The organism is Bacillus infantis (assembly GCF_050107595.1).
Taxonomy (GTDB): Bacteria; Bacillota; Bacilli; order Bacillales; family Cytobacillaceae; genus Bacillus_AB; species Bacillus_AB infantis_C.
Genome location: NZ_JBNILH010000005.1, coordinates 338,619 through 363,737 on the forward strand (window position 1 = coordinate 338,619; position 25,119 = coordinate 363,737).

Sequence of the window (25,119 nt, forward strand, 5' to 3'; positions counted from 1 at the left end):
TGATCTGCATTTCCCGTCTATAAAGTGACTCCGCTCTTAAAAATCGAAATTTCCCTGAAATCGTTTTTCTCGTTATTGACCAATTCCCCGCTTGCCACACTGATGATATAGTCCGTGAACTGCTGCAGTACCTCATCTGCGGAAATTTCTTCTTCAAGGAGTGTGCCTGCATTGAAATCGATCCAATGTGGCTTTGTTTCATAAAGCTGGGTATTGGTCGAGATTTTCATCGTTGGTACAAAAGTTCCGAACGGGGTTCCTCTGCCTGTGGTGAACAGGACGATATGGCAGCCAGCTGCGGCGAGCGCAGTGGAAGCAATCAGATCATTACCAGGCGCGCTGAGAAGGTTGAGCCCTTTTTTCTTGAGGGTACCGCCGTATGGCAGGACATCAACCACCATGGAGGTGCCGGCTTTCTGGGTGCAGCCAAGCGACTTATCCTCAAGCGTTGTGATCCCTCCCGCTTTATTGCCTGGTGATGGATTCTCATACACTGGCTGTTTATGTTCAAGGAAATAGCCTTTAAAATCATTGATCAGGCTGACAACCTTTTCAAAAACCTCTTCGTTTTCCGCTCTTTCCATAAGGATGGTCTCTGCACCGAACATTTCCGGCACTTCAGTCAATACGGTCGTCCCGCCCTGGGCGATCAGATAATCAGAGAAACGGCCGAGCAAAGGGTTGGCCGTTATGCCCGAGAACCCGTCAGATCCCCCGCACTTCAGGCCGATGTTCAATTCAGAGAGCGGAATATCCTCCCTTTTATCATCCTTGGCTGCTTCATAGATTTCTTTCACAAGGTGAAATCCAGCTTCAATCTCATCTGAAACTTCCTGGGATACGAGGAATTTAACCCGGCTTTCATCAACTGTTCCCAGAGCTTTCCTGAATTCCTCCATCTCATTGTTCTCACAGCCAAGCCCTAAAACGAGCACGCCGCCTGCATTGGGGTGATGGACCGCATCAAGAAGGATTTGCTTCGTATTTTCATGATCATCCCCCAGCTGGGAGCAGCCATAGCTGTGCTTTAGAACCAAGGCCTGGTCAAATGGATTTTGGTCACCGGCATGCTTTTCAAAGCGGCTGATGATTTTCTCAGCAATTCCATTCACACAGCCGACCGTCGGGACAATCCACAATTCATTGCGGATTCCGGCTTTGCCGTTCTTGCGCCGATAGCCCTTAAAGGTTCTTTGCTCATCACGGAAAGGACTGTCTGTAAAAGCCGGGGAGTAGCTGTATTCCTCCTGGCCGGAAAGATTTGTTTTCGTATTATGGGTATGGACCAGCTCTCCCTGGCCGATCGCTGCTGTTGCATGCCCGATTGGATAGCCGTACTTTACGATATTTTCATTCTCATTAATCCTGCCTGCTGCAATTTTATGCCCGCGGCGGATATCCTCGCGCAATAGGATGGATTGGCCATCCACTGTTAATTCGGCGCCTGCTTTCAGGTCTTTCAGTGCGAGAATAATATTGTCTGCCGGATTGATTTTTAGAAAATCTCTCATTCTAGTTCCCCCCTAGCTAAGACAGTGCCGTCGATTACGCGCTGAAGCGCTTTCTCAATGCCTGTTTCTTCTATTTCCCTGAGATATTCAGCCACTGCTTCCTTAAGGCCTGCAACCTCGGTGAGATCCCTGCCCCAAAGCTTCTGTTCTTTCAAAAGGTTAGCGGACAGCTGCTCAATTCCAATCTGCTTTTTCTCAAAGCTTCGCCATTCCGATTGAAGGATTTCGAGTACCGTACGGCTGTCTTCCACATCCATTTCCTTGTATAGATACAATAGGCAGCATAAGGAAAAGACGATTTTTGCAGGCAGTTTCCCTTCTTGTTTTATATAATCCAGCAGGGTCGGCAGGTTTCTGGCAGAAAATTTCGACACTGAGTTCAATGAAATGCTCTTTAGGTAATGCTTGATATAAGGGTTGGCAAAACGGTTCATTACCTCCTCTGCATACTGCTCCAGCTCTTTTCTGTCCCCATCAAGTGCCGGAAGGATTTCCTCTTCTATCAGCTTTTTTATAAAAAGCCCCACCTCTGGATGTGTGACAGATTCTTCAACTGTTTCAACCCCGGATAGGAGTGCCAGGGGCGTCATTGCCGTATGAGCACCGTTTAATATCCTTACTTTCCTTGTACGAAATGGAGTGATGTCCTCCGTGATGACAAGATTCAGACCAGTCCCTTCAGCAGGCAGCTCATCCTTCAGCCAGGACGGCCCCTCTATTGCCCAGAGATGATAATGCTCCCCTGTAACAAGAAGTTCGTCCTCATAACCCAGCTCTATTGTTTTCTCTTCCAGGGTATCCTTCGGGAAACCCGGGACAATCCGGTCGACCAATGTCGAGCAGAATACATTGGATTTTTCAATCCAATTTTTGAAATCAGCCCCGAGATTCCATGAATCTGCATATTGGAGCATGATTTCCTTCAATTTCCCGCCATTATCTTCAACCAGTTCACACGGAAGGATGATGCATCCATATTTTTCTTCGCCCTTAAAGGCCAGGTAACGATGGTATAAAAAACCTGCAAGCTTTCCGGTAAACCCCTTCTGCGGACGGTCCTCCAGCATGTCATCGGGATCAAAGACCATTCCAGCCTCGGTTGCGTTGCTGATGATGTATCTGAGCTCCTTCTGTGCGGCTAGCCTGATAAATTCATCATACTCCCTTTGAAGATTGATTCCCCTGCTGATTGAATCGATTACCATATGTTCCTTTACAGGGACCCCTTCCTTCAGCCCTTCAAGATAAAGGGTGTACAGCCCATCCTGCCGGTTAAGCCGTTCAATTTTGCTGGACCCGCGGGGCTGTACGACAACCGCACTTCCATTGAACCCTTTTTTCTCATTTAAAATTTGAATCTGCCAGTCTGCGAAACCCCTTAAAAAGTTCCCTTCGCCAAATTGAAGGATTTTTTCAGGGAATATCCTTTTGGCATGTGTTTTACTGCTTAGGCGCTCCATATCCTTCCTCCCTTATATTTAATATTGCACACGTTAACATTTTGCCGGGAGCCCGCTGGCTTCGGGCTATGCTAGCTAATCCTTTTCACAGAGCTTCTAATGACGAGCTCTGTGTTTACAAATATTTTTTCCGTCTCAAGCCCTCCCTGTACAAGAGAGAGCATTTTTTCCGCGCCCAGGAGGCTGATTTGCTCTACAGGCCTCTTCACGGTGGAAAGCGGCGGAGTCGTGTATTGTGAATAACCGATATCATCAAAGCCGATAACAGATAGATCATCGGGCACTCTCAGACCTTTTTCGAATGCACAGTTCATGGCACCGATCGCCATATCATCATTAGAGCAGAAAACGGCAGTCGGCGGTTCCTTAAGGGATAAAAGCTGTTCCATGGCCAGAAAGCCGCTTTCCATATCATAATTGCCTTTCACTGCATAACTGCTTTTGACAGGGATGCCCTTCTCAATCAATGCCTGCATATAACCGTCCTTGCGCATCTGAGATGATTTAAAGCTTGAAGTCCCTTCAATGATCGCAATATCCCTATGGCCGTTATTGATCAGAAATTCCACTGCCTGTTTCGAGCCTTCAGCATCGTTTGAGCATATATTGTATACACTTTCTTCTTCTATCTCCCTGTTCAGGACAATTAGGGGAATCTCCTTTTGCATGACATGGTAGATAAAGGCGTTGTCGCGTACGCTTTGGCTCATAAGAATGATTCCGTCAAACCGCTGCCTGTTGATGCTGGAGAAATCCTGATAATCATCGATTCCGCGTATGAACAGATTATAATCCTGAGAAATGGCCCCGTTAACTCCCTTGATTGTATCCGCAAGGAAGCTTGCAGATGTTCCATTTGCGATGCTTGTCAGGAACAAGCCGATTGTATGTGATTTCTGCATAACCAGGCTCTTGGCATTCACATTCGGCGAATAGTTCAGCTGGGAGGCAATTTCAAGGATTTTCCGTTTTGTCGGCTCTTTGATCAGAGGACTGTTATTCAATGCACGCGATACAGTTGTATGCGATACATTGGCCATTCTTGCAATATCTTTAATAGTTACCATATATAAACCTTCCTTTTAACCAATCAATGCTATTCATCCTTTTATTATAACCTTCCCTGCCCGCAGGCTCCAAGCCGTGACCCGGTCTCGGCTTATTTAATAGCAGCTGCATGCTGTTTTTCGGCTTCCTGGAATTGGAAATATTCTTCCGCGTTATAATAGGAAATCCCTTTGATAATCCTGCTTAGCAGTTCCTTGTCATTTGGAACTTCCCCATTTTCGACCCATTCACCGATCAGGCTGCAGACAATCCTGCGGAAATATTCATGCCTGGTGTATGACAGGAAGCTTCTTGAATCGGTAAGCATCCCGATGAATCGGCTGAAGAGCCCCATATTTGCCAAGGCTTTCATCTGATCTAGCATCCCATCCCTCGTATCATTGAACCACCAGGCAGTCCCGAATTGGATTTTTCCAGGTATGCTGCCGTCCTGGAAGCTGTTGATGATGCTGGCAAGAGTATGATTGTCACCCGGATTCAATGAATACAGGATCGTTTTAGGCAGCCCTCCTGCCTGAGCTAAAGAATCAAGCAGCCGGACGAGCGGCTTTGCAATTTTGTCATCATTGATAGAGTCATAGCCAGTATCAGGGCCGAGGGTTTGGAACATCTTCGTATTATTATTGCGGTGGGCATTGATATGGTATTGCATGGCCCAGCCCAGACTGGAGTAGAGCTTGCCGAGATGAACGAGTGTATAGGTTTTATACTGCTTTTCCTCCTTCTCGGATACAGTGCCTCCAGAAAGCTTTTTAGCAAAGATTTCTGACACCTCTTCAAAGGTGGCTTCTTCATATACAACTTTATCAAGCGCATGGTCTGAAACCCGGCCGCCGAGCGAGTGGAAGAAATGGACTCTTGAATCTAATGCTTCCAGGTAGCTTGCGTAGCTGTCGACCTTAATCCCGCTTGCTGTCTCAAGCCGTTCTATCCATTCTTTGTAGCCATGGCGGTTGATTTCCAGTCCTTTATCTGGCCTGAAGCCCGGCACGACAAGAACCGGAAAGTCTTCTTCCTTTAAAAGAAGCTGGTGATATTCCAGTGAATCAGCTGGATCGTCGGTCGTGCAAATTACACGAACTTTTGATTTCTTAATAATCTCCCGGACTCTGAAGTCATCATCTGCCAGCAGCTTATTCACTCTTTCCCAAATGTCCGGGGCGGATTTTTCATTCAATATGTCATGGATGCCAAAAAAGCGCTGCAGCTCCAGATGGGTCCAATTATATAATGGGTTTCCTATTGTCATCGGCACTGTCCCCGCCCAGGCAAGAAACTTATCATAATCGTCTGCATCACCGGTTATGAACTTTTCATCAATCCCATTGGCCCGCATTGCCCTCCATTTATAATGGTCCCCGTACAGCCAGGCTTCTGTAATATTCTTGAACTTTTTATTTTCATAGATTTCCTTTGGGCTGATGTGGCAATGGTAATCGATGATCGGCAAATCCTTTGCTTCCTCATGATACAAAGCCGCAGCCGTTTCATTTTTCAGGAGAAAATTCTCATCCATAAACTTTTCCATATGAATCACCCTCCAAGAGTTTGTTAACGTTAACAATTTTCTATAAATTCAGTCTAACAAATTTAAAAAGGTCTGTAAATGGATTTTGTTAACGTTAACATTTTCTTGTTCTGCCAGCGGCCTGCCTTAATCATAGATATATACTTTATAGAATAATCCATGGTCAAGCGATTAGGATTGATGCCTGGAAAGCAAATCGCCATGTTTCCCAAAAATAAAGGGTTCCGGTAAGTTTTATTCCGGAACCCTTAAAAATTAAATAGATCAGAACTGCTGCTATCAGATTAGGCTTATTCAGCAGTAAGGATTTCTTCTATCTGCTGGAGACTGTCTTCTTTCAGCTTTACGCCTGATGCCTTCACATTTTCCTCAAGCTGCTCAGGGCGGCTTGCCCCGACAAGGGCGCTTGCTACGTTGGGCTGCCTGAGGATCCAGGCAAGGGCGAGCTGGGATAAGGTAAGATCCTCTTGCTGCGCAATCTTTTCCAGGCTCTCTGCTTTTTCGAGATTACGGTCGTTCAGTACACCGTAAAGAGTGCCCAGGTCCTTTTGAGAGGCACGGCTTCCTTCCGGCGGTGCTTCCCCTTTTTTATATTTGCCTGTCAGCACGCCTTGGGCAAGCGGCGAGAACACGACCTGGCCGATTCCATGCTTTTCGCTGACAGGGATGATTTCTTCTTCAATATTCCTGTGCAGCATGCTGTAATTCGGCTGGTTCACGACGATCCGGTCCCACAGCTTTTTATCTGCCAGGTGTACGGCTTCTGTCATCTGCTCTGCCGTCCACTCGCTCACACCTGCATACAATATCTTGCCCTGCCTGATCAGATCATCAAGAGCGCGCAGGGTTTCCTCAAGAGGGGTTTCCGGATGGAATCGGTGGCAATAATAGATGTCGATATAATCAAGCCCCAGCCGCTTCAGGCTTGCATCTGCCTGTTCCATGATATGCTTGCGCGAAAGCCCTGAATCATTGGGACCGTCTCCCATCTTGCCGAAAACCTTCGTTGCAAGCACATAGGAGCTCCTGTCATATTTAGCAAGTGTTTTTCCAACGACCTTTTCTGCCTCACCGCGCATATACACGTTCGCCGTATCAAAAAAATTGATGCCAAGCTCATATGCTTTATCTATGGAAGAGGATGCCTTCTGCTCCTCCACATACCCTCCATAGGTGAGCCAGCTGCCGAGGCTGATCACGCTGACCTTCAGGCCTGTATTTCCAAGACGCCGATATTCCATGATCATTAGCTCCTTTATTTATGTATTGATAGAGTTTTTTGAAAACTCTATGTATTTCAGTCTATCACCCTTAAAGAATATTTTCTTTTTAGATGCTCAGAGGATCTTTCATCAGATTATAGGATTGAGCTCAAAATGTGATTCTTCCAGCTTCATAACTTCTATCTCCGGATGCCTCTCCTTCACTTTCCCCGCAAGAGTCTCTACCCCAAAAATTTCTGTGAAGGTATGGCTGCCTACAAGGAGATTCATTCCGGCAAACTGTGCGTATTGAATGGTATATAGAGAAGCTTCTCCTGTTATATAGGTATCGCATCCTTCGTCAAAGGCAAGCTTCAAATAATCGGTAGAATGGCCTGCTCCTGTCATGACCCCCACCCTTTTGGCTTTTTTATTATTATTTCTCCATTGCCTCACAGGTTCATTCAATAGGCGGCTGAGCCTAAGGGCCAAATTCTCAAAAGCTATTGGTTCCTTAAATTCACCGATGCCCGGAATGCCGACATTATCAAAAAATGAAAATTGACTAATCTCGTCTATTCCGATTTTCTCCATTAATGAGCTGCAGGTTCCGAAACTGACCTAATCCAAGGGGCCATGAACCCAAAAGTGGCTGATTTGATGCTTTTTCAATTTCTTCCTGCATTCCTCACCCAGCCCAAAAATGAAGTCCCAGGCATCATGATGAGTGATCATTAAGTCAACCTGATTCCGGACGGCCTGTTCGATGGTTTCCAATGAAAGATTCACAGTATAGCCAACGGTTCTGATTTCCTTATCTGTCCTGTTCGTGAAGCCATAATCGACTGCAAACTTTTTTAAAAGCTCTTTGCCGAACAAAGCTTCAATAGATAACCAAAACTGCTTATTATCCATTTTCTTCACCTCTCTTTTTCAACATTTTACCATATATTATACTTCTATCTTCCAATAGAATCCTGCAAAAGAGGCTGACCCCTTACCGGGATCAGCCTCCTGTTTATTCAGCATTCTCTTCTAATACCTGCTGCGCATTTTTCTTTGAAATAAATCCAAGCTCCTTCCAGGCTGTTTCTGTCGACCACGGTTTATCAGGATTATCTGAAACACCGTAATAGGTGCCATTCTTAACAGTCGACTGGATGGCGAGATCAAACAGCTGTACAGTATCCTCATGTGACAAGAGTGTTCTATGCAGCCTGTCATCTTCCTTCACGGCCTTGCTTTCATCGGGATGCACACTGCCGATCCGTAAGTTAATTACGGACAGGCGGTTATCTTCGTTGCGGGCCAAGATTCGTCCGATGCCTTCAGATGCATACTTTAAAACACCGTACAGCCCTACAGAAATAGGGAAATCCTGTGCTGTGACCTCTCTGCCCAATGAAGAATATCCATCTTTTTCATAATAATCAGCTGCATGATTGCTGCTGGCAAATACCACTTTAGGAATTCCGAGGGAAGCTGCTGCATGCAGGATATAAAACGAAGCGGTAAAATGGATGCTGGTCATCATGTGAAACTCCTGCAGATTCTCCAGGTCGTTTTCTGTCTTGATTGTCAGCAGGTTAACAAGCACATCCGTATCCTCAGGAATGTTTTCCACAAGATTCTCATAATCTGCTGCATCAGTTTCAAAAAAATCCGCAGGCTGTTCAGGGGCTTTTTTATCAAGAATAACAATATCGTATTTGCTGCATAGGCCATTATATAAAACAGTGCCAATCGTTCCTGAACCGCCGATAAGGACAATCTTCTTTTTCATCCGCTTCTCCTCCTGATCTTGTAAAGAACGTAATTTTTTATTTAAAATACCCTCCCCTAGGCTCGTTATTCCTATTTCAGGAATCATTGCTAAATACTGAGATAATAATTCCGACGCTAACTATTACTTTACACAGCAGAAGAACAGGAGACTTTCCTCACGTAAAGATAAAGAAGGCCGGAATGTAACTTCCGGCCTCCTTACATTTTCTATTCAATGCTGTCCAGGCCCTCGTACTCAAAATAATGAAAGTCTGCATAGGAGCCTGCCTTTTTGTCCATATCATGAACAGCGATGCCGACAAAATTGCCTGTAAAGCCACCTGACAGAAAGGTAATGTCCGCTGCATCCCCAAGCTCCTGCCAAATCTCATCATCTAAACGATAATAGAATTGAGCCAGAGGTCCTTCAACTTTGACTTTCAGCTCTGCCTCGCTTTCTACTGATATCATTTGAGGAGCTAATGAGAACTCCCCTGACTTCGAATGCATGAGGCGGATGACAGATCCCTTATTTTCATCGTATGTCATGTAAGCATAAATATAATTGCTGTCATTCAAATAAAGTAGAAGACCCGCCATCTGATTATAAGTTTCAGGGTTGAATTCAAGCCTTGTGTATGCCGAGAATCGGAAGTCTTTCTGCCTTGCCGCCAGAATATGGTGCTCAAACAATGATTGAATTGAATCTCCCGCGTGCATCCGGAGACAGCCGCTTCTGCTTGTCAGATTGCACCAGGATGGATTGCGCATGATCCGCAGTGTATTCCATTCTTTATGGAGATTTTGATTAAAATCATCACGGAAGCTTGTATTCCTGCTTTGCACAACGGGCTTATCCGTTTCGATTTCCGTTTCCGCATGCGGACCGTTTCCTCCAGCTGCAAGGCGCAGCCATCCGTCCTCTGTCCAGACAACTTCCTCGATCGCTGTTTCTCGCCCGAGTATATTGTATTTTCCTTGAAGAGGGCGGGTGCACAAATAAGCCATATACCACTTTCCGTTCGGTGTTTCTACAATGCTGCCATGGCCGGAGCACTGCAGCGTGGAATCAGGTTTATCCCTGGCAGTCAGCGTCGGATATTCCGGATCCACTTCATATGGGCCGGTAATCTTCTCCGACCGGCAGATAGTTACAGCATGGCCGGCACCCGTCCCACCTTCGGCTGTGATTAGATAATAGTAACCATTGTGCCGATACAAGTGAGGGGCTTCTGTCTTGGCCAATGAAGTACCGTCAAAGATCTTATGTACCGGTCCGATGAGCTGCTGTGTTTCTTCATCATATTCCTGCATTACGATTCCGGCGGATTTGTTCCCCGTTTCCATACGGTAATCCCAAATTTCATTCAGCAGCCATTTTCGACCATCTCTATCATGAAATAAAGAAGGATCAAAGCCGCTGCTGTTCAAGTACACCGGTTCTGACCATGGCCCATTTAAGTCAGATGCAGTAATGAGATAGTTGTGGCTGTCCTTGAATGGACGCTTGGTGCTTTTTACATCGGTATAAACAAGGTGAAATGTACCACCATAAAAACTAAGCTGAGGTGCCCAGATGCTTCCGTTCTCCGGATTCCCCCTCAGATCGACCTGATTGGTTAGAATGTCCGTTTCATGTTCCCAATTCACCAGGTCAGCCGAACTGTACACCCGTACACCAGGCAGCCATTCAAACGATGAAACGACCACATAGTAAGTTTCCCTTGCTTTTACTATATAAGGATCAGGATTGAAACCTGGCAAAACTGGATTGATAATCCTGGATTTAGGCATAAAATGCACCACCCTTCCTTTGTATTTTTCTAAATAAGCAGAGCGCGGCAGCCAGGAAAAATATGAACGCAAGAGGGAAAGCAATCATTTGGGTACCAGCGAGGGCTGTCAGGCCTGCCAAAGTATAAAACACTGCCGCTGCTTTTGGATTTTTGTTTTTGCGGATAAATAGAGTAGCAATAGCCGTAAAAACAAGAACCGCTATCATGGTGACGCCGAACCAGACTGCAAGAGTCTTTACCGCTTCATAACTTTCTGATACACGGGGTTTCGCTGCATCAGTCTGCAGAACCGGGTAGACAGCTTCTTCAAAAGTTACTTCATCCATAGTCAGTATGGTCATAGAAAACCCGCCCAAAAATATTAGGCAAAGCAGCGCACCCGCCATGGCAATCATAGTTTCCCATTTACGTTTCATCCCTGCTGCCTCCTTACTTTCCTGTTTGCTTGCTGGATTTTATCCAGTCAGATGTGATTCCAGCTCTTCCATCTGCAAAGATATTGCCGTTCTCTTGATAGTCAACCGTCTTCCTGTTCTCTTTGTTTCTCCAATCATCCCAGTGGTCTTGGTGGAGATGGGAACCGATCCGGCAGCTATTGAACGCAGTTTTTGCATAAGGGCGCCAGGGCCGGCCAAGATAGACATTCTCCACACCCGCTTCCGCTGTCAGAAAGCATTTCTCAAAAAGAAACCCATTTCTTTCCGGCGGAGTGGAGGCAGCTGTAATATAGCCTTCCTGATTATCAGGCCGCTTCAAAGATTTTATCTCGCAAGAGTGGAAAAAGCCCTCCCCTCCCCCGAAAATAAAATCCACCGTCCCTTCTGCATAACAGGAGAAGAAACGTACCCGGTTCTCCTTGAATATAGTCTTTAATGCAGGCCCGGAAAAAGGCTGGCCGTTTTTTTGGACTTCCGGCAGTGGGCCAAGACAGATGGTATCCTGATATCCCTTGAAGCTGCAGCAGATAAAATCAATCCTGTCTCCCTGATTGTATAAAGCCACTGCCTGGCCGGCCAATTCCCCCGGGCCGGCATCATTGATTACTTCTATATTCTTCATGACAATATCTGCTGCATTGATAAAAACAGTCGCTGTCTGAAAGGTGCCTATTTCCGTGCCGTCAGGCCCCATCTGCCTGGCATACCGGCTGCCTATAATTTTAACCTTCCCGATGCCTTCCAACAGAAGGCCGGACTGATAGATATGAAGATTCTCATGGTACTCCCCACTCAAGACCGTTATCTTGTAAGGAGCTTCAGATCCGCAGCTGCTGTCCAGTGCTTCCTGTATGGATTTGAAATCAGCAATATCACTTTTTCCTACGATTATGCACTTCGTGAAATTTATAGATGCTCCATTAAAAAAGCTTTCCATAGTTCCCTCATTTCCTTCGTTTCTTGATGTCCGCCAGTCAGGATCCGGCCATCCCAATGCCCGGAAGCCTGCTTTTCCTTATAGAATTCCTGCAGCCGGCCGTTAAGGAATCCGGCACCTTCAGAAGGACAAAGACGGTCTCCCTTGCCGATTAAGCTAAGGCGAGCCCTTGGTACAATTAGCTCCTGTACAGCTAAAGTGGAAAAATACTTCAGCAGGCCCGGAACATAATAATAAAACCCATGATGGTCAAGGCCGCGTTTTTCCATCAGTGTTTCGATATGGACCTGTGCTGCAATGTCAACTGTGACTTTAACTCTTTCGTCCAATGCGGAAAGCCACCAGCTCATCAGCCCGCCCATAGACATGCCCATGGCGGCAATCCGTTCTCCATCCACATCCGGGCGGCTCTGAAGATAATCGATCAGTGAAATACTGTCAAAGATCCTCATCCCCCAAAGTGTTTGCCCCTTCAGCAGCATTTCCTTAACCAATTCGCTTTCCTGCTTTCCTTTTCTCTCATTAAAGCCCCACATGTCTATGGAGCAGACAGCAAACCCCAGCCCGGTTATTGCCTCAACAAAAGGCTGTTCATCCAGGTAAGGGCTGCCTGCCAGCAGCTCGTCTTTGCCGTTTTCGAAATTTCCACCATGGGAATGACAGTAAATGACAGAAGGCAAAGGACCTGAAGCATTTACAGGCTTTGCAAAATAGGCAGGCACCGATTCAATACCGTTCAGGCTCAGCATCAATGTTTCCAGTGTATATCCCTGTTTTCTTTCAACCGTAAGGACCCGATCCTCTAAGACTTCCGGTATAGAACGATCCCCAAGGAGACTAATAAGCTTCCGGCGTATTTCTGCTGCTGTCATTTTACCGCCACTTCCCTGACCAGCTCTTCCCCTTCCTTTGTGTTCCTTGATTTACAGGAAATCACTTCTACATCCTCGCTGTATTCAATATGGAAGGCTGGCCCTTCATGATTTTCAATCGTCACCCTGCTGAAAAGGACATCCCTTGCAAAGCCGACATAAAAGCCGCGGTTGGCCATATCTTCAATCCCGGCCATCATGGCAGGCTTGCCGGGCACCGCTTCCTCTGCCAGTGAAATATCAATCTGGCTGAAGGTTATATCGGATGCATACTGTTCGGCAAGGCCATAAATGAATCCTGCCGATGCGTGTACATTCCTGGCCGTAATATTGGAGAAATGGAGACGGCGGAACATAGGCGTTTCAGAAGTCACGGGATAGGGATTTTTATCCCATACATATTGATCCTTCCCGCGCGGCCCGCAGAAATAGTAAAGATTGATAATGAATGGGCAGATAACTCCCTCCATCACAATATTGTCAACCCGGACATCCTCTACAACACCGCCGCGGCCGCGTCTGGATTTAAAGCGGATTCCCCTGTCAGTATTCTGAAAGACGCAATTGCTGATTGTGACATTGCGGATATCCCCGCTCATTTCACTGCCGAACACAACTGCTCCATGCCCATGGACCATCGTACAGTTGGTAATCGTGATATTTTCGCAGGAAACTTTTTCTGCGGTATCCTCTGTACCAGACTTTATGGCTATGCAGTCATCACCGACATCAATATGGCAATTGCTGATCCTCACATTTCTGCACGATTCCGGGTCTATTCCATCTGTATTTGGAGAGTCGGCTGGATTCAGGATTGAAACATTATCTACAGTTATGTCCTGGCAGCAGATTGGATTAACGGTCCAGCTTGGAGAGTTGATCAGGCGTACATCACGCAGTGTAATATGCTCACAGTGGTCAAAGCTGATCAGCTTTGGCCGCGGAAATTTCAGCTCATCCCTGCGGTTCCTGAAAATTTCCCACCATTCCATTCCATTGCCATCAATTGTGCCAAACCCTGTTACAGCAATATTTTTTGCTTCTTCTGCATATAGGCAGGATGCATAAACCTCTCGCTTTACACCCTCCCAGCGGGACGTTACGACCGGATAATCCTCCTGCTTATCAGAAAACTTCAATACCGCCCCATTCTCCAAGTGAAGTTCTATATTGTTTTTAAGGAATAATGCGCCAGTGCGGAATTCGCCGGCTGGGATGACCACTTTTCCGCCCCCATTAACACTGGCTTCATCAATCGCCTTCTGGATGCTTTCAGTAGCAAGCCCGGCGTTCCCGTCAATATAATCGCTAATATGATAGACTGCCATGATCTGTTCTCCTTTTCATCAGATATTCAAACTCAGCTGCTGCCTGCAAAAATGCCCCAAGCCCTTTTTGATCATTGCAAATAATCGGTTCGCTTATATAGTAGGCATAAGTTCCGTCACGCTGGTCCGCACCGCCGAGCCCTGCCACCTGGCAGTTTTTATTCAAATTGACCCAGCCCTCTTTTGTCAGGAGGACAAATTCATCCAGCAGGCCCTGATGGGATTTTTCAAGCTGATTTTCCCATTTTCCCCTATCCAGGACTCCGAGCCGGATGCCGCGGGCGATTGCACAGACAATCATGCTGCTGCAGGAAGCTTCAAGGTAATTCCCTTTTTCATTTGGCTTATCTACAACCTGATGCCAGGTTCCGCTTTCTTCATCCTGATATGCCAGGAGCGCACCCAGGGTATCTTCAAGAATTTGCACAAGAGTGTCCCTGCCTGTCGCCGCTTCGGGGATAATTTCCAGCACATCAGTGAGCGCGAGCAGATACCAGCCCATAGAACGGCCCCAGAAATTGGCGGACAAGCCTGTTTCTTTATCTGCCCATGGCTGCTGTTTTTTCTCATCCCAAGCATGGTACAGCAGCCCGGTTTTTTCATCCAGAAGATGGCTGTAGCTTAACTTGAACTGACTAATAATATCCTCAAGCCCTTCTCCATTTTGAAAAGCTGTCTGGTATTCTGCATAAAATGGTGCACCCATATATAAGCCGTCTAGCCATATTTGATAGGGATAGATTTTTTTATGCCAAAAAGCTCCTTCCGAAGTTCGGGGATGTGTTTCCAGCTGCCTGCGAAGTAGGTCTGCTGCTTTTTTGTATTTCTCATCACCAGTTTCATGATATAAAACAAACAGCATCTTTCCGTTGTTTATATGGTCAATATTGTATTCTTCAAGTTCATACCGGTTAATAGAGCCGTCTTCATTGATAAAGTAATCCATATTCTCTTTGATAAACTGATAATATTTTTCCTCGCCTGTACTCTGCCAAACAAGTTGGAACCCTTTCAGGATTACACCATAATCATAAGACCATTTTCCACTATATCCCTTCTCTTCAAACAATAAGGGAGTTCTCTCCATAATAGAATCTGCTGTTTTGACTGACCAACTTTTATCTTGCATCTGTATAGTCCTCCATTCTTTAGTGTTAGTTTGAATTGAAATGGAGGTTCAGCTGAACCCCCATCCCTGTTACTTCGCGGCTTTGTATGCTTGCTTGTATTCTTCTTTAATGGCTTTGCCGCCCTGGCTGTTCCAGTTTTCTACTGCTTTTTTGAAATCTTCAAGTGACGCTTCTCCTAAAATATACTGATAGGTAGCATCTGTAATGATTTTCTGCATTTCAGATCCTTGTGTAGTGTTTGTAGGCGATTCCAGCGGAAATGCAGGGTTAAGCACCGCATATTTCGCATTCTCTGCTATCTTCACATCTGCTTCGCTCTTCAGCGGGTTTGGATCCTTCAAGCTGTAACCTGTTTCTTTTGGGCGGGAAGCGGCAAAAGGCTGAACCTCCTGCTGCCAGAGGTCCTGATTGGTAATTTCGTAAGCGCCTTCATCGTTAAGCTTGTAGTGCGTCCCTTCGATGCCGTAGGTCATCAGAGTATAGACATCTTTATCAAGAAGATCATTTACGAATTTCAGAACCCTTTTGAGTTCAGCTTCATCCTTCACCTCAGAGCGAGGGAAAGCAAGCAGCCCTCCAATTCCGTTCCCGGCTGACCAGATCGCGCGTTCTGAATTAGCATCTGAAGTCATATCATTGACAAGCGCCAGCTCCATTTGATCCTGGATTCCTTCTGCCATTGTCTGAAGGTTTTTTGAATCAAACAGGGCTCCTACATAGATTCCGGCTTTTCCTTGTGCAAAGTTCTGCTGCTGGTCAGTCTTCGCTGTTACGGCAAAGTCTTTGTTGATCCATCCGTTATCGTATAGTTCTTTCATATAATCCATTGTCTTGACATAATTTTCTGTTTCAAACTCTGGGGTGAAGTTTCCATCACTGTCCACTTCCCAGATATTAGGGGTCCCGTAGTATGAACTTAATGTCTTGAATGCCCCGTATATCAAATCGCTTCTGTCCATAAAGCCTGTAGTATCATCCTGGCCATTCCCATCTGGGTCATCTTCTGTAAAAGCCCTTGCAACCTCCATCAATTCTTCAGTCGTTTTGGGAACAGACAGCCCAAGATTGTCAAGCCAGTCTTTCCTCAAAACTACGCCGTTGCGTGCCAGGTCTTTTTGGAAAGGAACCCCATATAATTTTCCTTCAATAGAAGCAGATTCGCGTGTATCTTGTGAAATTGCCTTTAGGTTGGGAAACTCATCCAGATATTCTTCCACATTCCAGAACATGCCTGACTTCAGGGAGTTTCTGACTGAAGAATTATCGAGCATTGTCAGAGTAACAATATCTGCCAGTGAATCAGATGCCAATGCGGTATTGATGCGCTCCTCCTTGGAGGCATCCGGAATCCATGAGAATTTAATTTCAGTATCTGTTTTATCCTCGATTTGATCCAGGACCGTATCGGTTGGCGGTGAGGCAGTATGAAGGATATTCAGCCATGAAATTTCTGTATTCCCTTCCGCATTCTTTCCGTCGGATGAACTGCTTGTTTCTTTCCCGCTGCATCCTGCAAGCAGGAGGGTTCCGGCTAAACTGATGGTTGCAAATTTAGATGCCATGTGCTTCTTCATCTCTATTCCCCTTTATAATTTGATATTTATTTTTATCATTCACTTCCGCGGAATTGGCCAATTCCATCCTCGTAAATACCTGGTTCGCAGTCCACGCTGAGAGATAGAAGAACAGGCTTATGCCGATGAAAGTGAGAATACCCGGAAAAAAGCTCATTGCCGCCCAGTAAATAATTCCTGTTGCAGCCATAAAAGCCAATGAATATTGCAGACAGGAAAGACCGAATAGAATGGACATTTTAATCTTGAAGAATATTCCCTTCCATTCATAGTGGGCCATGGTCGGAAAGATAAAAATCAGTGATAAGACATAAATAAAGCCAATGAATAAAAGTGCAGCCTTCAGATACCAATTGGCAACAGAAAGAAGGTCGACTATGATGACAAAACCAGCAGCGGTGTATATCCAGCTGACCAACACAGATTCTCTGAAGCTTTCTTTATAGTATTTCAAGAAAGAGGCAAAGACCGGTATACTTTTGCCCCTGACCCACTGCCTGCATATGCAGGCAAGTGCATAGGTGGAGGGGCCTATGCCAAATATAACCAATCCCAGCAATGTGAAGGCAGCCCATAAGAAATTGATATATACCAAATTCAGGATCACCGTAAAGATATGATTCACTTTGTCAATTGATTTGAGCATAAGAACCTCCTCCTCCAGCCTCAGTACACGCCATCTTCTCCGAATTTTTTGGCCAGCTTATTAGCGAGCATGACCAGGATCAGTCCTACCAGACCCTTAAATAGACCGACTGCTGTACTGAAGCTCAGCTGGCCGTTTTTCAAACCAGCGGTATAGATGTACGTATCGAAAATTTCGGCAACACTCCGATTTAGCGAGTTTAGCAGGAGATACATATGTTCAAAGCCAAGGTCCAGGGTGCTTCCGATTTTCAGAATCAGCAGAGTGATAATGACTGGTCGTATTGCCGGCAAAGTGACATGCCAGGTTTTGCGCAGGCGGCCTGCCCCATCTATTTCTGCTGCTTCATATAACTGTGTATCCACTGCAGTAATCGCAGCAAGGTAAATGATAGTGGACCAGCCCAGTTCCTTCCAGATAACCTGGCTGATATAGACTGTTCTTGTCCAGTCAGGCGATGTCAGGAAGCTGACCTTTTCCATACCGATAAATGCCAGGAACTCATTAATGATGCCCCCATCAACATTTAAGAACACATAAGTGATCGAAACGATGATGACCCATGACATAAAATGGGGTATATAAATGAGTGTTTGTATCCCCGACTTAAAGTATTTATTCTTTACTTCATTAAGCATTAAAGAAAGAATGATGGGAAGCGGGAAGAAAATGACGATATTCAGGGCAAATAAAATGAGTGTATTATTCAGCAGCATGAAGAAAGTCGGCTCTGTAAACAATCGGATAAAATGCTTCATTCCTGCCCAAGGGCTGCCCATTATCCCAAGGTACGGCTGATAATCCTGAAAGGCAACCACCAGGCCGGCCATTGGCAAATACTTAAAAATCACAAAATAAAGGACGCCCGGCAAAATCATCAGATAGAGCATTTTATTGGCCCTCATTCCAGCCATGAGCTTCTTTCTTCTAATGGATTTCTCCTGCTTGGCAGTCACTGCCGGCAGAGTATGATCTTCCGGCTTAACGGCACTTTCCATAAAATCCTCCTTTAGCTATTTTGACTTGCTTGATGCTTTAAGAATACTAAAAATTCGAAAATTCCGTATATAATCATTTTATGATTACGCTTACAAACCCTTATGCATCAAGGTGTTTCTAAATGTAAGCGGTTAAAATGATTGCTTCAGGCCTGTAAAGTTCAGCCCTGAAATTTTCTCACCAACTATATTTGTAAGCGTTTTCTTAAATCTATTTACCATTAATGGGAAACTGATTATATCTGTTATTTTGAGTGAATGATAAGGTAAAAGTATCTTTTATAAGATAGATAGATTTCTATTGAGGAGGACAAATATGAAAATGAGAAAGAAAAACAAAATAACAAAGGGCGGACGAGTTTTTTCCATTGTAAACGGAACATTGCTGATCATCATTGCACTTGTATGTTTCCTGCCATTTGTTAATGTAATATCAAGCTCCTTTGCATCCACCCAGGAAGTGGTATCCAGAAAATTCATTTTGTTCCCGCATACTTTTTCTCTGGATGCATACAGGTATATCTTATCTACCCCGACACTATTTAAATCACTCGGCGTATCTATCGGAGTAACGGGCATCGGCACTCTTGTCAGTATGGTCCTTACTTCGCTGATGGCATACGGGCTGTCACGCAGATACCTGGCTGGCAGGAACATCCTTAATTTCCTGGTGGTTTTTACCATGCTGTTCAGCGGCGGTATGATTCCTACCTTTCTTGTAGTCAAAGCATTCGGTCTCATCGATTCTTACTGGTCATTGATCCTCCCTGTTGCCATCAATGCCTTTAACCTGATCATCATGAGAAATTTCTTTCAAGCACTTCCGGACAGCCTGGAAGAATCAGCTAAGATGGATGGATGTTCGGATCTCGGAGTATTTCTCAAGATTATGCTGCCGCTGGCCATGCCATCCATCGCCACGATTTCCCTTTTCTATGCAGTCACTTATTGGAACACTTATATGACGGCCATTCTTTATATTAATGACTCAACCAAATGGCCCATACAGGTTCTATTAAGGCAGATCGTCATCGTTTCAAGCGGAATGCAGGCAGAGGGATCCTCTGTCGATGTGGTCCCGCCTGCACAAACGATCAAGATGGCTGTCATTGTCATTGCTACAGTACCGATGCTGATTGCCTATCCTTTCGTCCAGAAGTATTTTGTTAAAGGAGCGCTGGTAGGCTCGGTAAAAGGATAAAAATAAAACAAAAGCTTCTGCTCAGGGCAGAAGCTTTTGTTTTATTTTTTATTGCCTGTTTTCTTTCCGGTAATCTCCAGGAGTCATGCCGCATTTTTTTTTGAAAAACCGTATGAAGTTCTGAGAGTTCCTGTATTGCAGCTTTTCAGCAATATCCTTGATCGTCATGTCTGTCTCTTTAAGCCACAGCTGAGCCATGTGCAGCCTGTAATTCATTAGATAATCCACAAAATTCTCTCCATATTCCTTCTTGAAAACATTACTCAAATAATTGGGATTATAGTGCAGCCTGTCTGCAATGATTTCCAGGGAGATTTCCTGGTCAAATTCACTTTGCACAATATAGACGATTTTATCTGAAAGGTTCCTAAAGCCTTGCTCTGTATTATTCTGCGTACTGACTATGACCGGCTGAATCAGCTGCTGGAATAGCATTTCCTTAATTTTTTCAGGATAATAGGCATTCATGGCTGTCTGATAGAGCTTCTTAATATTTTCAAATATTTTTGATTCGGCGCCAAGCAGCTGGCCTAATTGGACGAGATCATTGATGACTCTGACCAGTGTGACGCCAAGGCTGATCGGGTTCTTGTTCAGCCTGAAGATTTCGTCGACCAGAACGCCTGTGAGTTTCAGGACATCATCTTCCCTGCCCGAGCGGATGCTGCTCAATAGTTCATTGTGCAAATCAATGGGGAACTTAGAAATAGAAGCGTCATTCAGCATCGAGGAAATGTCATGGTAAAAAATGATGCTTTCAGGCCCGACATTTACCCGGTAATGAAGCGATTCCTTGGCCAGATCTACTGCTTTCTTGCTGTCGATCAGAGAATGATACACGGGACTGATGCCAACGCTCACAACGATATTGAGCGTTTCCTTTACTTCTTCCTGGATTTCCTCGTAATACATCATGATTCGACGCTGTGCGTCCTGTTCATTGTCGCAGGCAAAGATTGTAGCCTGCATTTCATCATTAAGGACAATCGGAAGCAGCCTTTCATTTTGAGGAACAATCCTGCGCACAATATGGTTGATTGCCAGCAGGAAGATGTCTTTGTCTGCATTCTGGCCAATATCCATATGGTCAATCTGGATTAAGCCGGTATAAAAGACTTTATCTTCTCCAAAATCATAATCAAACTGCTCAAGCCGGTGACGGATATCCTTATCCGCAATCCGTTTCCTGAATAAACTGAGCACAAACAAGGTTTCGAGCTCTGGCTTTTGCTTTGATAAGCTTTCGGTAAGCAGTTCATTTTGATCGACAATCCGGTCAACAGAAGCAGCCAGGAAAGACAGTTCGTTTTGCTTATGGTCAATTCCATCTTGTGATAATCTTTCCTGTATTTTTTTGATTGGTTTGGAATAAGAGTCTGCCAAAAGAAAAGAAATGCCGCCGACAAGGAGGACTAGAACAATAGAGGCAAAGATCAGCCCCAGCCTTGTATTGTGAATGATGCTCCCAATTTCATTTCCATTAATTTCAACCAGATACAGCCAATGGTTGTAATCTGCCTCAAGGAAAACATATGTTTTTCCATTAGCAGCTTTATAGACTTCTGCATCCTCTCCTCCTGCTTCAGCAGCTGCCTTTACCTCTTTAAAACTCTTGTCAGTCAGGCCGCTTCCCTCTTTGGTGCTCGAATACAGGAGTTCATCCTGCCTGTTATATATTTCGACCAGATTATCTTTTTTACCGACTATATGATCAATGCTTCTTCTCGGGATATTGGCAATTCCGAGTGCAAATTTCTCCCTCTGATAGATTGGGAGCGTCATCACCATTTCAATGCCTTTATCCGTTGGCTTCCAGAAAAGATTCCTGTCATTATCCTGTATGTACTGATCTCTGTACGCATTATATTCCTCAGCAGTCAGATTCTTCAGAGAGTCATTGATTATCCCCCATTTTTCTGCCAGGCTGATAAGACTGTACTTGCTGCCCTCAATCCCCATCATCTCTATATAACTCATTTCTTTTTTAATACCCTGGTAAACGTCAAAATCCCTGCCTGTAAGCGGGTTAGTAAACGTCTCTTCAAAGCTGGCTGTTGAGCTGTAGGCAGTATAACCGTATTCAATAGTCCTGACCTTCTGCTCAACATTGTGCAGAACCTGCTTTGTGTAATTCTTCTTATCTTTAAGAAAGCTCTCTTCTACTGAATGATAGGTCGAGTTATAGATAAAAATGCTGAAGCCTGCTACAAGACCTATTCCTACTAAAAAGAACGGGATAAACAGCTTGTAAAACACTCTGCCATTCCTCAAAATGTCCAACTCCTTGTTTTCCGCCATACCATTCCATGAAAGCGTTATCAACAATTTGTATTTGAATCTGCCCTAATGAACAGATGCCTGTTTCAATTTGTTTGACTTTCTGATAGCCGGTTTTGTATAATGTGAGCGTTAACATTAATTTACAGAAATTTCTCACTTGTTAGTCATTAAAATGATGATACCATAATACAATCCATTGTTACAGTGGATATTTACCTTACTCCAAAATGTTAACGTTAACAAAACACCCAACGGATATTTTTTCCAGAAGGAGAGTGCACAATTATGGACCCAAAAACCACCATTTTTATCGCCGGCGACTCTACTGCCGCTGTCAAATTGCCTGAGAAGCGGCCGGAAACAGGCTGGGGTGAACCGTTTGAACATTACCTCAAAAGCAATGCTGTCCTGGATAACCGGGCCATCAATGGCAGAAGCACAAAATCGTTTATCAACCAGGGACATCTGGCTTCTATTGAAATCAGCATCTCTCCAGGCGATTACCTGATCATCCAGTTTGGGCATAACGACCAGAAAACAGAGGACCCAGAACGCGGAACCAGTCCCTATAGCGACTATCAGGAAAACCTTTTGGAGTATGTGGAAACTGCCAGAAGGAATCAAGCTCATCCAGTGCTCTTCACCCCCGTCACAAGGAGAAAGTTTGACGGCGGCGATACCATTGATGAGCTGTCAGTCGGGGATTTTCCTGAAGCCATGAAGCAATTTGCCAAAAAAAATCAGGTTCCGCTCCTGGACATCCACAAAGCCACACGTGATTTTTTTAATAGCATGGGACATAGGGAATCAGCTTCTTACTTCCTGCATCTGGCTCCAGGTGAATCACCGAATTATCCGGATGGACTTGAAGATAACACACATTTCAATGAAAAAGGCGCCGGGGCAGTGGCGCATTTAATTGCTGAAAAGATCAAAGAAAGCGATCTGCCATTAAAAAACCTGCTGAAATAGCAGCTAACATGGGCATTAAGGAGAGGAATGCTTTGGAGGACTCTTTTATACAAAATATCTATAAACAAAATCAGCAGAATTCCCTTAAAGTGCTGCTGGGTCTTTATAAAGGCCATGCTTTAAAGCTGTTTTATTCTGCCGTCCTATTCACTATCAAGCATATCCCTGCATGGGTCATGCCCATCGCCATTGCCAATGTCATCAATGCAGCCACAAATCACGGGGGAAACGGCATCAGCACCATCTATCTCAATGCCATCGTGATGATCATCCTTGTACTGCAGAATATCATATCAAACTATTATCATACAAAGCTGCACAGCTATGCGATCCGCAGCGTTGAATCCGGCCTGCGTGCATCGCTCATCAAAAAACTGCAGGAGCTCTCCATCCCCTACCAGAAGGAAATGCAGTCAGGCCGGCTGCAGTCGAAAATCATGCGCGACGTTGAAGCGGTCCAAACTCTGTCCTCCCAGGTTTTTGTGAGCCTGCTGAACATATTTATCAATCTGATCGCAGCTCTTGCCATCACGCTCTACAACAGCCCTGTCGTCTTTTTGTTTTTTATTCTTACCGTTCCGATTTCCGCTCTTATCATTGTTATTTTCCGGAAAAAAATAAAAAACTCGAATTCTGAATTCAGGCAGGAAATGGAGGAAACCTCTGCCCGTGTCATTGAAATGATTGAGCTTGTCCCGATTGCAAGGGCGCATGCCCTGGAGAAACAAGAAGTCAAACGCCTTAACCACCGCTTTCAGCAAATTTTACCAAAAGGCTTCCACCTGGACATCATCCAATCCTTATTCGGCTCAGTCAGCTGGGCAAGCTTCCAGATTTTCCAGATTATCTGCCTGGTGTTTACCGGCATCCTTGCCTATCGCGGCTCTATCACACCGGGTGAAGTCGTTATGTACCAGACCTATTTTACGACAGTGGTGAACTCGGTATCCGGCATGATCACCTTGATCCCGACGATTGCCAAGGGACTGGAGTCTGTCAACTCAATCGGCGAAATTTTGACAGCTGGAGAGGTGGAAAATTACGAAAACAAACCGAAGCTAAAAAAGGTGAACGGCAGCTTTTCCATCCAGCATGTCAGCTACAGATACCCCAATGCCTATGAAAATACCCTGCAGGACATCACGATTGAAGTTAAACAAGGTGAAACCATCGCCTTTGTCGGTGAATCAGGCTCCGGCAAATCAACGATTCTCAATCTGCTGATTGGCTTTATTCAGCCGAGTGAAGGAAAAATCCTTCTGGATGGACATGATATGGCAGAGATTGACCTAAGATCGTTTCGCAACCATCTCGCGGTTGTCCCGCAATCAACGATTCTTTTTTCAGGGACCATCCGGCAAAATGTCACCTACGGCAAGCTGTCAGTATCCGAGGAAGAATTGAGGCGGGTTTTGGTAGCCGCAAATCTGTGGGACGTGGTCAAGAAACTTCCTAATGGCCTCGACACACGGATAGGTGAACACGGAGATAAGCTCTCCGGCGGACAGCGTCAGAGGATCTCCATCGCCAGAGCACTGATCCGAGATCCTGAGGTCATCATCCTTGATGAAGCAACCTCTGCCCTTGACAGTCATTCCGAGAAAAAAATCCAGGAAGCTTTGGACACCTTGACCAGGGGCCGCACTACTTTTATCGTAGCTCACCGCTTTTCGACCATCCGCAGCGCTGACAAAATCGCCGTCATCCAGGATGGCCGATGTATAGAATTTGGCACCTATGAGGAGCTGATCCATCAGCAAGGGAGCTTTTATGAGTTGAAGCAGCTGCAGATGTAAAAATTTTTTTTGGGGAATGACGCTTTTCATTCATAGATGCTTTTTGCTAATAGTCATGCATCAATAGTTCTCTTTCTATACATGAGTAGTTTTTTTGATGGCCGTCTTGCATCGGTCAGGCCTTTTCCTATACAAGGGCGGCTTCCTTTGTTGGCAGTCATGCATCGATTGGGCCCTTTTCTATACATAAGTGGCTCCTCTTGATAGCCATCATGTATTGATTGGGCCTCTTTCTATACATAAGCAGCTTCTTTTGATGGCCTTCATGTATCAATTCGTCCTTTTTCTATACATGAGTGGCTTCTTTTGATGGCCGTTATGTATCAATTCGTCCTTTTTCTATACATGAGCAGCTTCTTTTGATGGCCTTCATGTATCAATTCGTCCTTTTTCTATACATGAGTGGCTTCTTTTGATGGCCTTCATGTATCAATTCGTCCTTTTTCTATACATCAGCAGCTTCTTTTGATGGCCTTCATGTATCAATTCGTCAGTCAAGTCCTTAAAATTGTGTAAATTCATCTAAACAATGATACAACCACTGTGCTATGTTTTGATTTTTTGACAGGAAAGGGGGTACCCCCTTTCCTGTCAAAAAATTTTCGCGCTTCGCTTATAC

General features: G+C 44.9%; 19 protein-coding genes and 1 pseudogene. 3 read left to right on the forward strand and 17 right to left on the reverse strand.

Annotated elements, in window-relative coordinates:
• Positions 1-17: 17 nt before the first annotated feature.
• From ACQCVH_RS13290 to ACQCVH_RS13365, 16 genes and pseudogenes are all read right to left on the reverse strand, one after another.
• Positions 18-1,511, reverse strand: coding sequence for a UxaA family hydrolase (locus tag ACQCVH_RS13290; protein ID WP_426836137.1), 1,494 nt, complete (start codon positions 1,509-1,511; stop codon positions 18-20).
• A complete protein-coding gene (locus ACQCVH_RS13295; RefSeq protein ID WP_426836138.1) occupies positions 1,508-2,971 on the reverse strand; it encodes a tagaturonate reductase in 1,464 nt (487 codons plus the stop codon). Before ACQCVH_RS13295 ends, ACQCVH_RS13290 begins: the two co-directional genes overlap by 4 nt.
• A gap of 71 nt (positions 2,972-3,042) precedes the next feature.
• The gene (locus ACQCVH_RS13300) at positions 3,043-4,038 is read right to left on the reverse strand and encodes a LacI family DNA-binding transcriptional regulator (protein ID WP_426836139.1); all 996 of its coding nucleotides are present in this window, start codon (positions 4,036-4,038) and stop codon (positions 3,043-3,045) included.
• Positions 4,039-4,130: 92 nt separating this feature from the next.
• Positions 4,131-5,567, reverse strand: coding sequence for a glucuronate isomerase (gene uxaC / locus ACQCVH_RS13305; protein ID WP_426836140.1), 1,437 nt, complete (start codon positions 5,565-5,567; stop codon positions 4,131-4,133).
• 290 nt (positions 5,568-5,857) lie between these two features.
• Positions 5,858-6,808, reverse strand: a complete 951-nt coding sequence (locus tag ACQCVH_RS13310; RefSeq protein WP_426836141.1) for an aldo/keto reductase family protein — start codon at positions 6,806-6,808, stop codon at positions 5,858-5,860.
• A gap of 111 nt (positions 6,809-6,919) precedes the next feature.
• Positions 6,920-7,684 (reverse strand): annotated as a pseudogene (locus ACQCVH_RS13315) (Nif3-like dinuclear metal center hexameric protein).
• A 103-nt stretch (positions 7,685-7,787) separates the two neighbouring features.
• Positions 7,788-8,552 carry an NAD-dependent epimerase/dehydratase family protein gene (locus ACQCVH_RS13320; protein ID WP_426836142.1) on the reverse strand — a complete coding sequence of 255 codons (765 nt, stop codon included), beginning with the start codon at positions 8,550-8,552 and terminating at the stop codon, positions 7,788-7,790.
• 209 nt (positions 8,553-8,761) lie between these two features.
• Positions 8,762-10,327: a glycoside hydrolase family 43 protein gene (locus ACQCVH_RS13325; RefSeq protein WP_426836143.1), complete on the reverse strand. Its 1,566-nt coding sequence runs from the start codon at positions 10,325-10,327 to the stop codon at positions 8,762-8,764.
• Positions 10,320-10,745 (reverse strand): hypothetical protein, encoded by a 426-nt coding sequence (locus ACQCVH_RS13330; RefSeq protein WP_426836144.1) that lies wholly within the window; start codon positions 10,743-10,745, stop codon positions 10,320-10,322. Before ACQCVH_RS13330 ends, ACQCVH_RS13325 begins: the two co-directional genes overlap by 8 nt.
• 13 nt (positions 10,746-10,758) lie before the next feature.
• Positions 10,759-11,703 (reverse strand): pectinesterase family protein, encoded by a 945-nt coding sequence (locus ACQCVH_RS13335; RefSeq protein WP_426836145.1) that lies wholly within the window; start codon positions 11,701-11,703, stop codon positions 10,759-10,761.
• Entirely contained in the window at positions 11,673-12,575 is a 903-nt protein-coding gene (locus ACQCVH_RS13340; RefSeq protein ID WP_426836146.1) for a dienelactone hydrolase family protein, read from the reverse strand. Before ACQCVH_RS13340 ends, ACQCVH_RS13335 begins: the two co-directional genes overlap by 31 nt.
• Positions 12,572-13,903: a glycoside hydrolase family 28 protein gene (locus ACQCVH_RS13345; protein ID WP_426836147.1), complete on the reverse strand. Its 1,332-nt coding sequence runs from the start codon at positions 13,901-13,903 to the stop codon at positions 12,572-12,574. The genes ACQCVH_RS13340 and ACQCVH_RS13345 overlap by 4 nt, the downstream gene beginning before the upstream one ends.
• Entirely contained in the window at positions 13,884-15,032 is a 1,149-nt protein-coding gene (locus ACQCVH_RS13350; RefSeq protein WP_426836148.1) for a glycoside hydrolase family 88/105 protein, read from the reverse strand. Before ACQCVH_RS13350 ends, ACQCVH_RS13345 begins: the two co-directional genes overlap by 20 nt.
• A 69-nt stretch (positions 15,033-15,101) precedes the next feature.
• The gene (locus ACQCVH_RS13355) at positions 15,102-16,607 is read right to left on the reverse strand and encodes an extracellular solute-binding protein (RefSeq protein WP_426836149.1); all 1,506 of its coding nucleotides are present in this window, start codon (positions 16,605-16,607) and stop codon (positions 15,102-15,104) included.
• The gene (locus ACQCVH_RS13360) at positions 16,585-17,253 is read right to left on the reverse strand and encodes a YesL family protein (RefSeq protein ID WP_426836150.1); all 669 of its coding nucleotides are present in this window, start codon (positions 17,251-17,253) and stop codon (positions 16,585-16,587) included. The genes ACQCVH_RS13355 and ACQCVH_RS13360 overlap by 23 nt, the downstream gene beginning before the upstream one ends.
• A gap of 20 nt (positions 17,254-17,273) precedes the next feature.
• Complete coding sequence (locus tag ACQCVH_RS13365; RefSeq protein ID WP_419716653.1) at positions 17,274-18,251, reverse strand: ABC transporter permease; 978 nt, start codon at positions 18,249-18,251, stop codon at positions 17,274-17,276.
• Positions 18,252-18,567: 316 nt separating this feature from the next.
• Here ACQCVH_RS13365 and ACQCVH_RS13370 point away from each other — a divergent pair, with 316 nt between their 5' ends.
• Positions 18,568-19,452, forward strand: coding sequence for a carbohydrate ABC transporter permease (locus ACQCVH_RS13370; RefSeq protein WP_426836151.1), 885 nt, complete (start codon positions 18,568-18,570; stop codon positions 19,450-19,452).
• 48 nt (positions 19,453-19,500) lie between these two features.
• On the opposite strand, the gene ACQCVH_RS13375 is transcribed toward ACQCVH_RS13370, so the two are convergent.
• Positions 19,501-21,723: a helix-turn-helix domain-containing protein gene (locus ACQCVH_RS13375; RefSeq protein ID WP_426836152.1), complete on the reverse strand. Its 2,223-nt coding sequence runs from the start codon at positions 21,721-21,723 to the stop codon at positions 19,501-19,503.
• 294 nt (positions 21,724-22,017) lie between these two features.
• On the opposite strand from ACQCVH_RS13375, the gene ACQCVH_RS13380 reads away from it, so the two are divergent.
• Together ACQCVH_RS13380 and ACQCVH_RS13385 are read left to right on the forward strand one after the other, a co-directional pair.
• Entirely contained in the window at positions 22,018-22,704 is a 687-nt protein-coding gene (locus tag ACQCVH_RS13380) for a rhamnogalacturonan acetylesterase (protein ID WP_426836153.1), read from the forward strand.
• 32 nt (positions 22,705-22,736) lie between these two features.
• Positions 22,737-24,500, forward strand: coding sequence for an ABC transporter ATP-binding protein (locus ACQCVH_RS13385; RefSeq protein ID WP_426836154.1), 1,764 nt, complete (start codon positions 22,737-22,739; stop codon positions 24,498-24,500).
• Positions 24,501-25,119: the final 619 nt, after the last annotated feature.

Bases quoted from the DNA above. Each gene is read 5' to 3' on its own strand.
- ACQCVH_RS13290 (WP_426836137.1), bottom strand. From the start codon at position 1,511: ATGAGAGATTTTCTAAAAATCAATCCGGCAGACAATATTATTCTCGCA.
- ACQCVH_RS13295 (WP_426836138.1), bottom strand. From the start codon at position 2,971: ATGGAGCGCCTAAGCAGTAAAACACATGCCAAAAGGATATTCCCTGAA.
- ACQCVH_RS13300 (WP_426836139.1), bottom strand. From the start codon at position 4,038: ATGGTAACTATTAAAGATATTGCAAGAATGGCCAATGTATCGCATACA.
- uxaC (WP_426836140.1), bottom strand. From the start codon at position 5,567: ATGGAAAAGTTTATGGATGAGAATTTTCTCCTGAAAAATGAAACGGCT.
- ACQCVH_RS13310 (WP_426836141.1), bottom strand. From the start codon at position 6,808: ATGGAATATCGGCGTCTTGGAAATACAGGCCTGAAGGTCAGCGTGATC.
- ACQCVH_RS13320 (WP_426836142.1), bottom strand. From the start codon at position 8,552: ATGAAAAAGAAGATTGTCCTTATCGGCGGTTCAGGAACGATTGGCACT.
- ACQCVH_RS13325 (WP_426836143.1), bottom strand. From the start codon at position 10,327: ATGCCTAAATCCAGGATTATCAATCCAGTTTTGCCAGGTTTCAATCCT.
- ACQCVH_RS13330 (WP_426836144.1), bottom strand. From the start codon at position 10,745: ATGAAACGTAAATGGGAAACTATGATTGCCATGGCGGGTGCGCTGCTT.
- ACQCVH_RS13335 (WP_426836145.1), bottom strand. From the start codon at position 11,703: ATGGAAAGCTTTTTTAATGGAGCATCTATAAATTTCACGAAGTGCATA.
- ACQCVH_RS13340 (WP_426836146.1), bottom strand. From the start codon at position 12,575: ATGACAGCAGCAGAAATACGCCGGAAGCTTATTAGTCTCCTTGGGGAT.
- ACQCVH_RS13345 (WP_426836147.1), bottom strand. From the start codon at position 13,903: ATGGCAGTCTATCATATTAGCGATTATATTGACGGGAACGCCGGGCTT.
- ACQCVH_RS13350 (WP_426836148.1), bottom strand. From the start codon at position 15,032: ATGCAAGATAAAAGTTGGTCAGTCAAAACAGCAGATTCTATTATGGAG.
- ACQCVH_RS13355 (WP_426836149.1), bottom strand. From the start codon at position 16,607: ATGAAGAAGCACATGGCATCTAAATTTGCAACCATCAGTTTAGCCGGA.
- ACQCVH_RS13360 (WP_426836150.1), bottom strand. From the start codon at position 17,253: ATGCTCAAATCAATTGACAAAGTGAATCATATCTTTACGGTGATCCTG.
- ACQCVH_RS13365 (WP_419716653.1), bottom strand. From the start codon at position 18,251: ATGGAAAGTGCCGTTAAGCCGGAAGATCATACTCTGCCGGCAGTGACT.
- ACQCVH_RS13370 (WP_426836151.1), top strand. From the start codon at position 18,568: ATGAAAATGAGAAAGAAAAACAAAATAACAAAGGGCGGACGAGTTTTT.
- ACQCVH_RS13380 (WP_426836153.1), top strand. From the start codon at position 22,018: ATGGACCCAAAAACCACCATTTTTATCGCCGGCGACTCTACTGCCGCT.